Raw genomic sequence first — 12465 nt, 5'->3', positions numbered from 1 at the left:
CCTATGAAGCAACCCCGCTACCGCGGGCGCTTTGCGCCTTCCCCAACCGGCCCCCTGCACTTCGGCTCACTGGTTACGGCCCTGGCCAGCTGGCTGGAAGCCCGAACCGCTGGCGGTGACTGGCTGGTACGAATCGAAGATCTGGACCCCCTGCGGGAACCACCCGAAGCCACCGGACAAATCCTCCATTCCCTGGACTGCCACGGCCTGTTCCCGGACGAACCGATACGCTTTCAGTCAAAGCGCCATGGCGCCTACCAGGCCGCCATCGCCCAGCTGCTGGAATCCGGCAAGGCTTATCGCTGCCGCTGTTCCCGCAAACAACTGCAAGCCCATGGTGGCCGGCACCCGAACCACTGTCGCAACGGCACTGCCGGTGTCGGCAACGAGCCTTTCGCCATCCGCTTTGCCCTGCATGACGAAACCAGCCACTGGCATGACCAGCTGCTGGGCCCGCGGCAACAGCAGGTACATGCCGAACTCGACGACCCGGTCATCCTGCGCAAGGAAGGCTTCTACGCCTACCAGCTGGCGGTGGTGGTGGACGACATCGACCAGGGCATCACCCACATTGTTCGTGGCTCAGACCTGCTGGACATGACCGCCCAGCAGCAACAGATCTACCGGGCGCTGGGCACACAGCCGCCCCACTGGCTGCATATTCCGGTGATCCTGAACGACCAGGGCCAGAAACTGAGCAAACAGACCCATGCCCCGGCGCTGGACGATACCCGCCCGGCAGAGAACCTGGTACAGGCACTGCAGGCGCTGGGACAAAATCCGCCACCGGAACTGGCCGCTCACGGTGTGGACGCGATACTGGACTGGGGCCGGGCAAACTGGCAGCGACAGGCTATTCCCCTGACATCCCGGCAGGCCCGTGGTATAACCCCCGGTACACACACCCGTTCGGACCACTGAGCCGATGTACATTTACCGTCTGGTTTTTCTGCTGGTACTGGCCATCTATATTTTTTCCCCGAACATCCTGGATTGGTGGACGTCGCCGGATAACGTCTGGTACAGCCCCTATGTGACCTGGGGCGGGCTGATAGCCATCGGCGTCTGGCTGGAATGGCGACGGGATCCCAATGAGTTTTAGTGCCACCGGCCTGTTACTGGCCAGCCTTCTTTACCTTGTCCTGCTGTTCGGTATTGCCTGGGGCACCGAACAGGGCACAATGATGCGCCGCTGGGTGCGTCACCCCCTGGTGTATACCCTCAGCCTCGGGGTCTATGCCGGCATCTGGGCCGTGTATGGCGCCATTGGCATGGCAGCGGAGTCCGGCTACGGCTTTCTGGCCTATTACCTGGGCATCAGTGGTGCGTTTTTGCTGGCACCGGTGCTGCTTAACCCCATTCTGAGAATTGCCCGGGCCTACCAGCTCACATCCCTGGCCGACCTGTTCGCCTACCGGTATCGCAGCCAGTGGGCGGGCACCCTGGTAACCCTCTGTTCCGCCGCCGCTATCCTGTCCTTGCTGAGCATGCAGATACAGGCGGTTACCGTATCTGCCAGCCTGCTGGCGCCGGCCACCTCACCGGAAGCCATCAGCGTGATGTTTGCCCTGATCGTGGTGTTGTTCACCATGCTGTTCGGGGCACGACGGCATCAGAGTTCCGGCAACCATCAGGGCCTGGTACTGGCCATTGCCTTCGACTCGCTGGTGAAGGTCATCGCCCTGCTGGTGCTTGGCGGCGTCATCCTGTTCGGTGTCTTCGATGGCACCCGCGGGCTGGACGACTGGCTGGCGCAGAATTCCCACCCGGAAGCAGCCATGACCATGGCGATCAACGACGGCAGTTGGCGCGCCCTGCTGCTGATGTCCTTCGCCGCCGCCCTTGTGCTGCCACACATGTACCACATGACCTTCAGCGAAAACCCGTCACCCCGGGCGCTGGCCAAGGCCAGCTGGGGCCTGCCGCTTTACCTGCTGCTGGTGGGCCTGCCGGTTCCGTTGATTGTCTGGGGGGCACAGGCACTGGACGTCACCTCGCCGCCCGCCTTCTTCAGTATCGGCGTTGCCCAGGCGCTGGGCAGCCCGGCCCTGACCATGCTGATGTACATTGCCGGTTTGTCTGCCGCCAGCGGCCTGATGATTGTCAGCACCCTTGCCCTGGCCGGCATGGTGCTGAACCACGTTGTGCTGCCCCTGAAAACCCCGAGGGATCAGGGCGACATCTACCGCTGGCTGCAGTGGGTCAAGCGCCTGCTGATCGCCGTTATCCTGTTCCTGGCCCTGCTGTTCCACGAAACCATCGGCCAGAAGCTGGACCTGTCCATTCTGGGCGCGATTTCCCTGTCCGGTACCCTGCAACTGCTGCCCGGCGCGCTCGGAGTCATCTACTGGCCGGAAGGCAATCGCCGGGGGCTGGTCGCGGGTCTGGTTACCGGCCTGACCATCTGGCTGTTTACCCTGGTACTGCCGTTCTCGTCTGCCACGGATCTGCTGTACTGGCTCGACCTGCCCATCAACCCGGGCTACGACAACTGGCACATCTTTACCTTTATCAGCCTGACGGCGAATATCTCGGTCTTTGCCCTGGTCTCGATCATCAGCCCCGCGTCGGCGGAAGAAACCAGCGCTGCCCAGGCCTGTTCCATGGGCGCACTGTCCCGGCCCCAGCGCCGGGAACTGCTGGCAGCATCCTCCAAGGAATTCATCCAGCAACTGGCGGATCCGCTGGGCCAGAGCGTGGCACGGCGGGAAGTGGAGCGGGCCCTGGCCCAGCTGAAACTGCCCAATGTGGAGTTCCGGCCGTACCAGCTGCGCCGGCTGCGGGACCAGATAGAAATCAACCTGTCCGGCCTGCTGGGGCCCTCGGTGGCCCGGGATATTGTAAAGCGGCACCTGGGCTTCAAGCCTCTGACCCACGGCGTCACCGGCCAGGATATCCGCTATGTGGAGCGGGCGCTGGGGGATTACCAGAACCAGCTGACCGGCCTGGCCGGGGAACTGGACAACCTGCGCCGGCATTACCGGCAAACCCTGCAGAACCTGCCAATCCCGGCCTGCTCGGTGGGCGAGGACGGCGAAATCCTGATGTGGAACCACGCCATCGAAGCACTCACCGGCATTTCCGCTGACGAAGTGGTGGGCGCCCGGCTGATGGCCCTTCCCGAGCACTGGCACACCCTGCTGGATGACTTTAACCGTGGCTCGGAGCTACACCGCTACAAGCACCGGCTGGACCTGCGGGGCAAGCCCCATTGGCTGAACCTGCACAAAGCGGCCCTGAGCGGCCCGGACCACACCGAAGGCGGTTCCATTATCCTGGTGGAAGACCAGACCGAAACCCGCCTGCTGGAAGACGAACTGATGCACAGCGAACGGCTGGCCTCTGTTGGCCGCCTGGCCGCTGGCGTGGCCCATGAAATCGGCAACCCGGTCACCGGCATTTCCTCCCTGGCCCAGAACCTGAAGCTGGAAACCGACGACCCTGGCATCCTGGAAACCGCAGACCAGATACAGCAGCAGACCCGGCGCATTTCCGCCATCCTCCAATCCCTGATGAACTTCGCCCGTACCGGCAACCATGCCCACGCAAACCGCTATGAGCCGGTCAACATTCACCGCTGCGTGGAAGAATCCATCAACCTGCTGTCACTCAGCGAACGGGGCATGGGCATCCGCTTTGTTAACGACTGCCCGCCCTCCATGCAGGTGCTGGGCGACGAGCAGCGGCTGGTTCAGGTATTTGTTAACCTGTTGGCCAACGCCAGGGACGCCTCGCCAGACGGAGGTACCATAACGGTCAATGGTAAGGGCGACGGCTACTCCGCTATCATCGAGGTGATTGATGAAGGCTCCGGTATACCGGCAGATCAGCTGGACCACATATTCGAGCCCTTTTACACCACCAAGGCCCCCAACAAAGGCACGGGCCTGGGGTTATCCCTGGTGTACAGTATTGTTGAAGAACACTATGGCAACATCCAGGTAGAAAGCCCGGCCGACAAAGCCGCCGGCCGCGGCACCTGCATGAGGCTGCGCCTGCCCGCCTACGAGCCAGAAACCGATACCGGCAACAGCAGCCCGAACGAAAGGTCGTGAACGCAATATGCCCCGTATTCTGATAGTTGAAGACGAAGACATTATCCGCTCGGCAGTCCGCAAACTGCTGCAGCACGCCGGCTACGAAGTGGCCGATGCCGTCTCTGTAGAAGAAGCCGAAGGGCTGGACCCCGACAGCTTTGACCTGATCATCACCGATCTGCGCCTGCCCGGCGCGCCCGGCACCGAAATGATCACCCGGGCGCCGGACACCCCGGTGCTGATCATGACCAGCTATGCCAGCCTGCGCTCCGCCGTGGACTCCATGAAAATGGGCGCTGTGGACTACATTGCCAAGCCCTTCGACCATGACGAAATGCTGGCTGCCGTGGAGAACATCCTGGCCCGCGGCCACGAGCCCGCCAGCAGCCGGGCCGATGAAGACCCAGCCCGAACCGCAGACACCCCATCGGGTGATCCATCGACCGTCATGTTTGGCACCTGCGAGCCTATGCAGCGGGTATTCACCCTGATCCGCAAGGTAGCCCCCACAGAAACCACGGTGCTTATCCAGGGCGAATCCGGTACCGGTAAGGAACTGGCCGCCCGGGCCCTGCACCTGCTCAGCCCCCGGGCCAACAAGCCCCTGATTTCGGTAAACTGCGCCGCCATCCCCGAGAGCCTGATTGAATCGGAACTGTTCGGCCACGAAAAAGGCGCCTTTACCGGTGCGGTTTCAGCCCGTACCGGCCTGATCGAAGCTGCCGACGGTGGCAGCCTGTTCCTGGACGAAATCGGCGAATTGCCCGCCGAAGCCCAGGCCCGCCTGTTGCGGGTACTGCAGGAAAGCGAAATACGCCGGGTAGGCTCTACCCAAAGCCAGAAAGTAAACGTGCGGATGATCGCCGCTACCCACCGCAACCTGAAAGCGATGACCCGCACCGGCGAGTTCCGGGAAGACCTTTATTACCGCCTGAACGTGATGCAGATCCGTATTCCGCCACTGCGGGAACGCCGGGGCGATGTGCTGGGCCTGACCAGCCGGTTCCTGAAACGGCAAGCAGAGAAACTCGGACGCCCGGACCTCAGCCTGAGCCCGGAAGCCATGCAAGCCCTGGAGCGTTACCGCTGGCCTGGTAACGTGCGGGAACTGGAAAATGCCATCGAGCGGGCGTCAATCCTGACCGATACCGACGTCATCACCCCCTCTGTGCTGGATCTGGACAGTGATTACGGCGACGAATACATCCCGGAAACCCTGGTGGAAGGCGACAACGAACAAACGCCCACCCGCGACGCAGATTCTGCCAATGACTTGTCTCTGGAAGATTACTTCCAGCACTTTGTGCTTGAAAATCAAGATCGTATGAGTGAAACCGAGCTGGCCCAGAAACTCGGCATCAGCCGTAAATCGCTGTGGGAACGCCGCCAGCGGCTGGGCATCCCCCGTAAAAAAGGCGCCGGCAGCTAACCATCCGAAAGGTAACAAATGAGCCCCTGTTCATTTGTTACCTCCCTGTTCCTCACGGTAACACTCCCTCCCCAGATAACGTGACACAGGTAACACTTCCAGCGGGTACGGGGTAACACTTATATCTGCATTTTTCGTAACCCGCTGTTAATAAACACTTTTCAAAAACTGGCACGCCCCCTGCAACCTATTAAGCGCACAACAACAAAAACAAGAGTGACAACGCGGCGTCAAAACAAAAACAAAAAGCTGCAAGAGCGTCCGGTAACAAAAACAAAAACAGGACGCGAGCGAACTGAGTGTTTTGGGTACTTTGCTTTTTTAGTGGTCCCACAACATGCGCGAGTTGTAGAAGTGGAGAAGAATCGTCTTCCAGGCGACACCGCAACTGCTGTAAAGCCCGCGCCATGTTTCTGACTGCTCATGTATTCAAAGCTTTCCGTTTGCGTTGCTTATAAGCCCTGACTTTGGGGCAACACGGTGGGGTAGAAAAATCAAAAAGAATCCCGACAACAACAAGAACAATGCAGATCGTCAACGCTTTCAGGGCGGGTTCGTAATCGCGAACCCGCCTTTTGATTATCTGGCTTCCACAAAAGCCGAACACCTTCCCGAAACACCCCCTGAAACGACTTTATTGCCAGCGATTCCCGCCAAACGTGTGCAATTCCTGCGCAAACCGTTAAAATCCCCGTTTTTGCGGCTCGCAAACACGGAATTCCATGCCTAGACGACTAGTAGAAAAACTCCGCTCTTTCATGCCCGGCAACGGGAAAAAGAAAGCCAGACACTACCAGCGGCAAGAGATCCCGAGGGATCAGCACAACGTGTCCCGCTCGATGATCAGCGAGCCGGCCAAGAAAGTGCTGCACCGCCTGAACAAAGCTGGCTACGAAGCCTACCTAGTGGGTGGCGGCGTGCGGGATATCCTGCTCGGCGGCAAACCCAAAGACTTCGACATCGCCACCAATGCCACCCCTGAAGAGGTCCACGACCTGTTCCGGAACTCCCGCCTGATCGGCCGCCGGTTCCGTATTGTGCACGTGGTGTTTGGCCGCGAAGTTATTGAAGTCACCACCTTCCGGGGCAATGCCCGGGATGCAGAAGACGATGTTGCCGACGACGAGCACCGCACCAGTGAGCACGGCCTGCTGCTGCGGGACAACGTATACGGCAACCAGGAAGAAGACGCCCTGCGCCGCGACTTCACCATCAACGCGCTGTACTACTGCATCCGCGACTTCAGCATTATCGACTTCGCCAATGGCGTGGAAGACCTGAAAAACCACCAGATCCGTCTGATCGGTGATCCGGAAACCCGCTACCGGGAAGACCCTGTGCGCATGCTGCGGGCCATCCGCTTTGCCGCCAAGCTCGGGTTCGAGATCGAACCGGAAACCGAGGCCCCGATCCGGGAGCTGGCGCCCCTGCTGAGCCACATTCCGCCGGCCCGGTTGTTTGATGAAGTGCTGAAACTGTTCTCCGCCGGCCATGGCGAAGCCACCTATAACCTGCTGCAGCAATACAACCTGCTGGAGCCGCTGTTCCCGGAGACCGCCCGTGCTATTGAAGCCGGCGAACCCGACGAACTGATCCTCCAGGCCCTGCGCAACACCGATGCCCGCATCGCTCAGGGCAAATCGGTAACACCGTATTTCCTGTTTGCCGCCATGCTGTGGCCTGCCCTGCAGGTGGAATGGCGCCGCCGCCAGGACAACGGCGACCCGGTGCAACCGGCGCTGCACGGTGCTATCGGCAAGGTTATCGGCCGCCAGGTTCAGGCCACATCCATTCCCAAGCGTTTCTCCGGCCCCATGAAAGAAATCTGGGAAATGCAGATGCGCCTGCCCCGGCGCCAGGGCAAGCGGGCCTTTGCCACGCTCACCCACCCCCGCTTCCGGGCTGCCTACGACTTCCTGTTAGTACGGGAATCTGCTGGTGAGATTGAACCCGGCCTCGGCCAGTGGTGGACCGAATTCCAGAGAGTGGACGAGCGCGGCCAGGAAAGAATGCTGTCCCAGCTTGGCTCGGCCACGGCGCCCCGCAAACGCCGGCGCAAGCGCAGCCCGGTGAAACGGCCGCCTCAGTCATGACGGTGCTGGCTTACGTCGGCCTGGGCAGCAACCTGCAGGACCCCGCTGCCCAGCTTGCTCGCGCCGTCGCCGAGCTGGCCAGCCTGCCGGACACCACACTGATGGCGCAGTCGCCGTTCTACGCCAGCCGCCCCGTGGGCCCGCAAGATCAACCGGATTTTGTGAATGGCGCTGTCGAACTGCGCACGGCCCTGCCGCCACACCAGCTGCTGGACCACCTGCAAACTATCGAACAGGCCCACGGCCGGGAGCGGCTGCGCCACTGGGGGCCACGCACCCTGGATCTTGACCTGCTTCTGTATGGCGACCAACAGCTGGCAGATGAGCGGCTGACGATACCCCACGCCGAGCTGGCAAACCGGGACTTCGTGCTGCAACCCCTGCTGGACCTGAACCCGGAACTGAGCCTGCCCGATGGCCGCCGCGTCGACCAGCTGCGGTCCGAGTGTCCGGACAATCAGCTGCGCAAACTGCCACCCACAGGCGGAAGCAACTGATTAACAGCTGGCAACTCCGTGCTACTCTTGTAACAGGTATACCCCGGCATTCATCTATTCAAAGGCAAGGATTCTATGGCAGTTACCATCAACACCCTGCGGGAATACAAGCAAAAGGGCGAAGCCTTTTCTGCCCTCACCTCCTATGACGCCACCTTTGCACAGGTGGTCAGTGAAGCGGGCGTAGACGTGATCCTGATTGGTGACTCGCTCGGCATGGTTCTTCAGGGCAATGACAGCACCCTGCCGGTAACCATGGAGCACATGGGCTACCACACCAGCTGCGTTGCCAGGGGCAACCGTGGCGCACTGATCATGGCGGACATGCCCTTCATGTCTTACGGCACCGTGGCCGACGCCCTGAACAACGCCGCAGAACTGATGCGTGCCGGCGCCCACATGGTGAAACTCGAAGGCACCGACTGGATGCGCGACACCATCGAGGCCCTGAGCGAACGCGGTGTGCCGGTCTGTGCTCACCTGGGCCTTACCCCCCAGTTCGTCAACAAGTTCGGCGGCTACAAGGTACAGGGCCGTGACGACAAAGCCGCCGAGGCGATGATCGAACACGCCTGCGAACTGGAAGCCGCTGGCGCCGACGTTATCCTGCTGGAATGTGTGCCCGCACCGCTGGCTGCCCGCATCACCCAGACGGTCAAAGCCCCGGTCATCGGCATCGGCGCCGGCAACGGCACCGACGGTCAGGTGCTGGTGCTGCACGACATGCTCGGCGTCACCACTGGCCGTAAGCCGCGCTTTGTGAAAAACTTCCTGGCAGAGACCGACTCCATTCCGGAAGCCATTGCCGCCTACGCAAAAGCCGTTAAAGACCGCTCATTCCCGGCCGAGGAGCATACGTTCAAGGCATGAGAACCGTACATTCACTGAAAGAACTGCGCAGCATCCTGAAGGCGTTCCGTCAGCAGGACAAAACCATTGCGCTGGTGCCCACCATGGGCAACCTGCATGAGGGCCACATTTCCCTGGTGCGCAAGGCCACAGAAGCCGCTGATATCGTGGTCACCAGTATTTTCGTGAACCCGATGCAGTTCGGTGCCAGCGAAGACCTGGACAAGTACCCTCGCACCCTGGCAGAAGACCAGGCCCAGCTGGAAGCTGCCGGCAACACCCTGGTGTTTGCGCCCACGGTTGACGAGATCTATCCGGAAGGCCTGGCCAACCAGACCAAGGTTTTGGTGCCGGAAGTCAGCGAAGGCCACTGCGGCGCCAGCCGCCCCGGGCATTTCGAAGGCGTAGCCACGGTGGTGACCATGCTGTTCAACATGGTACAGCCTGACATCGCCATCTTCGGCGAGAAGGATTTCCAGCAACTGGCGGTGATCCGCAAGATGGCGCGAGACCTGATGATGCCCATCGAAATTATTGGCGCCCCGACCATCCGCGAAGACGACGGCCTGGCCAAGAGCTCCCGCAACGGTTACCTGTCTGACCAGGAGCGAGCCATCGCTCCGGTGGTGTACAAAACACTCACCAGCGTCGCCAGCCAGCTGGAGCAGGGCCGTTCGGACTTCAACACGCTGGAGCAGGAAGCCAAAGAGGCACTGGCCGGTGCCGGGCTGCGCCCGGATTACTTTAATATCGTGAACAGCCTGAGCCTCAAACCCGCAGCGGAAGCCGACCGCGAGCTCACCCTGCTGGTCGCCGCCTTCCTGGGCACCACAAGGCTGATCGACAATATTTCCGTAACCCGCTGAACCCGGAACTGCCGCCTGCCCGAACGGGGAAGGCGGCAGACAGAAAGGACACTCTGATGCCAGACAACACGGCAGCACTGACCCAAAAGCCCGAGTGGCAGGCGCTGATCCGGCACCAAGAAAAGCTTGCCGAAACCCCGATGCGAGACCTGTTCCGGGACGATCCCACGCGAGCCACCCGCTACCTGATCGAAGCTGCGGGCCTGACCCTGGACTTCTCCCGCAACCGGCTGACCGATGATACCCTCAGCGCACTGGCCGACCTGGCCCGGGCCTGTGGCCTGGAGCAGCGCACAGAAGCCCTGTTTACCGGCGGCATCGTCAACATCACCGAAAACCGGCCGGCCCTGCACACGGCACTGCGCCAGCCGGCCGATACCGACGTACAGGTAGATGGCTGCAACATCATGCCGGAAGTGCACAGCACACTGGCCCGCATGGAGCAGCTGGTTGAAGCGATACACAGGGGCCAGCATCGTGGCCACACCGGCAAACGCTTGACCGATGTGGTGAGCATTGGCATCGGCGGCTCCTTCCTGGGCCCGAAACTGGTGGTTGAGGCCCTGAAGCCTTACTGGCAGGGCGGCCTGAACTGCCACTTTGTTGCCAACATCGACGGCACCGACATCTCCGAAACCCTGAAGGCCCTCAACCCGGAAACCACCCTGTTCCTGGTGCAGTCCAAATCCTTCCGCACCCAGGAAACCCTCGATAACAGCCTGGTGGCCCGGCAATGGTTCCTGGCCAATGGCGGCTCCGATACGGCTATCGCCAGCCACTTTATGGCGGTCACCACCAACATCGAAGCAGCCACCGACTTTGGCATTGCCGCTGACAACATCTTCCCCATGTGGGACTGGGTGGGCGGCCGTTATTCCCTGTGGTCGGCCATTGGCCTGCCCATCGCGCTGACGCTGGGCATGGATCACTTCCGTTCCCTGCTGGCCGGCGCCCATGCCATGGACTACCATTTCCGCAACACCCCGGCCGAGCGAAACCTGCCGGTGGTGATGGGCATGCTGAGCGTGTGGTACAACAACTTCTGGGGGGCTGGTAGCCACGCGGTGCTGCCCTACGACGAGTACCTGAAACACCTGCCGGAACACCTGCAACAGCTGGATATGGAAAGTAACGGCAAGCGGGTAACCCAGCACGGCACCCCCGTGGACTCCACAACCGGCCCGATTCTCTGGGGCGGTGTGGGCGCCAACGGCCAGCACGCCTATCACCAGCTGATCCACCAGGGCACCCGGCTGATTCCCGCCGACTTTGTGATTCCGCTGAAGTCCCACAACCCCGTGGAACACCACCACGCCACCCTGTTTGCCAATTGCCTGAGCCAGGCACGGGCCATGATGGCGGGGAAAACCCGGGAGGAAGCCGTTCAGGAGCTGCGGGATAGCGGCATGGCTGAGGCTGCAGCGCAGACGCTGGCCCCGCACAAGGTAATCCCCGGCAACCAGCCCAGCAACATCCTGATGATGGAACAGCTAACCCCGGAGACACTGGGTGCGCTGGTTGCGCTGTATGAGCACCGCACCTTCGTGCAGAGCGTTATCTGGGACGTGGACTGCTTTGATCAGTGGGGCGTGGAGCTGGGCAAGCAGATTGGCAACGAAATCCTGCCGCGCCTGCTGGGCGAAAAGAGTGACGGCACGGCAGGCGACAGCGCCACCGATCACCTGATTGAGCGGTTCCGGTCAGCCAACGGCCTGTGAAATCTGGCGCCCCTGCCAGGTGAAATCCACCGGCCAGAGTTTCTGGTCGGTGCTATAGGCCTGCCACAGTCGTCCATAGCTTTCGCTACACACCGGATGTACATCTTCAGGTGCGATATCCGCCAGTGGACGCAGCACAAAGGCATTCTTCAGAATCTCGGCCCGGGGCAATTCAACGCCATCGGTTACGCCGGTAACATTGCCCCAGGTCAGGATATCCAGGTCCAGGGTTCGCGGGCTGAACTTGGGAGCATCCGGCTTGCGCCCGTTTTCCCGCTCCAGCTGCTTGAAACGGGCAGACAGCTCGCCAACCGGCAAGTCGGTCTCCACCCCCACCACCAGGTTCAGAAAGTCCGAACCGTCAAAGCCCACAGACTCGCTCTCGTAAACCGGCGAGATCACCAGCTCACCAAACCAGTCTTGCAAGGCATCCAGTGCTGCCGTTACGTGCCGGTAGCGGTCGATGTTACTGCCGATACTGATATATACCCTGGCCATCACCGCTCTCCCCTTTCAATTTTTACACCCACCGCCCTGGCCGCCGGCACGGCGCCAGGCTTTCGCAGGGTTAATCGCAACCAGCGTACCCCGAACTCATTCTGCAGCACCCCGGCCAGCTCTTCCGCCGCCCGCTCCAGCAACTTTGGCTGCAGCGCCTGCAGCACGGCAGTTACCCGCTCGCTCACCGCAGCATAGTCCAGGGCATCGGCCACATCGTCACTGGCACCCGGGCGACGGTTGTCCCATGCCATTTCAAGGTCTACCAGCAGCCGCTGGGTGACGTCGCGTTCCCAGTCGTACACGCCGATAACGGTCTCTACCGCCAGGCCTTCGATGAAGACGATGTCTGTTGAAGCATCTGCCAAACCGGACTCCAGGATGTTCCACTCAAGGCTGATTGAATAATGCACAGGCAAGCGATACTGTGGCTGTTCGCCTGTCTGCCGGATTTAAGGGCCGGCATTTTCTCACAGAA

The 12465-nt window shown here is 61.2% G+C and carries 11 protein-coding genes; 9 read left to right on the top strand and 2 right to left on the bottom strand.

Translation table 11 applies throughout. The annotated features are described in order from the left end of the window. The first annotated feature begins 3 nt into the window (after positions 1–3). The 9 genes from gluQRS to pgi all read left to right on the top strand — a co-directional run bounded on the left by gluQRS (position 4) and on the right by pgi (position 11489). Positions 4–921 (top strand): tRNA glutamyl-Q(34) synthetase GluQRS, encoded by a 918-nt coding sequence (gluQRS, locus tag B2589_RS01570; RefSeq protein ID WP_286815401.1) that lies wholly within the window; start codon positions 4–6, stop codon positions 919–921. A gap of 4 nt (positions 922–925) precedes the next feature. Further along, the gene (locus B2589_RS01565; protein ID WP_286815400.1) at positions 926–1102 is read left to right on the top strand and encodes a hypothetical protein; all 177 of its coding nucleotides are present in this window, start codon (positions 926–928) and stop codon (positions 1100–1102) included. Continuing rightward, on the top strand, positions 1092–4055 hold the full coding sequence (locus B2589_RS01560) for an ATP-binding protein (RefSeq protein WP_286815399.1): 2964 nt from the start codon (positions 1092–1094) through the stop codon (positions 4053–4055). Before B2589_RS01565 ends, B2589_RS01560 begins: the two co-directional genes overlap by 11 nt. 7 nt (positions 4056–4062) lie before the next feature. Then, positions 4063–5466 (top strand): sigma-54-dependent transcriptional regulator, encoded by a 1404-nt coding sequence (locus B2589_RS01555; protein ID WP_286815398.1) that lies wholly within the window; start codon positions 4063–4065, stop codon positions 5464–5466. Between the two features lie 722 nt (positions 5467–6188). Next, positions 6189–7559 (top strand): polynucleotide adenylyltransferase PcnB, encoded by a 1371-nt coding sequence (gene pcnB / locus B2589_RS01550; RefSeq protein WP_036220063.1) that lies wholly within the window; start codon positions 6189–6191, stop codon positions 7557–7559. Then, complete coding sequence (gene folK, locus B2589_RS01545) at positions 7556–8056, top strand: 2-amino-4-hydroxy-6-hydroxymethyldihydropteridine diphosphokinase (RefSeq protein WP_273134453.1); 501 nt, start codon at positions 7556–7558, stop codon at positions 8054–8056. The genes pcnB and folK (B2589_RS01545) overlap by 4 nt, the downstream gene beginning before the upstream one ends. A 75-nt stretch (positions 8057–8131) precedes the next feature. After that, complete coding sequence (panB, locus tag B2589_RS01540) at positions 8132–8926, top strand: 3-methyl-2-oxobutanoate hydroxymethyltransferase (protein ID WP_286815397.1); 795 nt, start codon at positions 8132–8134, stop codon at positions 8924–8926. Beyond that, positions 8923–9771, top strand: coding sequence for a pantoate--beta-alanine ligase (panC, locus tag B2589_RS01535; protein WP_286815396.1), 849 nt, complete (start codon positions 8923–8925; stop codon positions 9769–9771). The genes panB and panC overlap by 4 nt, the downstream gene beginning before the upstream one ends. A gap of 56 nt (positions 9772–9827) precedes the next feature. After that, positions 9828–11489 (top strand): glucose-6-phosphate isomerase, encoded by a 1662-nt coding sequence (pgi, locus tag B2589_RS01530; protein WP_286815395.1) that lies wholly within the window; start codon positions 9828–9830, stop codon positions 11487–11489. On the opposite strand, the gene folK (B2589_RS01525) is transcribed toward pgi, so the two are convergent. Both folK (B2589_RS01525) and folB read right to left on the bottom strand, forming a co-directional pair. Beyond that, positions 11472–11987, bottom strand: coding sequence for a 2-amino-4-hydroxy-6-hydroxymethyldihydropteridine diphosphokinase (folK, locus tag B2589_RS01525; protein WP_286815394.1), 516 nt, complete (start codon positions 11985–11987; stop codon positions 11472–11474). The genes pgi and folK (B2589_RS01525) overlap by 18 nt on opposite strands. Continuing rightward, entirely contained in the window at positions 11987–12355 is a 369-nt protein-coding gene (gene folB / locus B2589_RS01520; protein WP_058340008.1) for a dihydroneopterin aldolase, read from the bottom strand. Before folB ends, folK (B2589_RS01525) begins: the two co-directional genes overlap by 1 nt. Positions 12356–12465: the final 110 nt, after the last annotated feature.

Origin of the sequence: Marinobacter sp. UBA3607, assembly GCF_002375525.1 — a bacterium.
GTDB lineage: Bacteria > Pseudomonadota > Gammaproteobacteria > Pseudomonadales > Oleiphilaceae > Marinobacter > Marinobacter vinifirmus.
The sequence above is the reverse complement of the archived record's forward strand: the minus strand, read 5'-3'. Positions and strand labels throughout refer to the sequence as shown.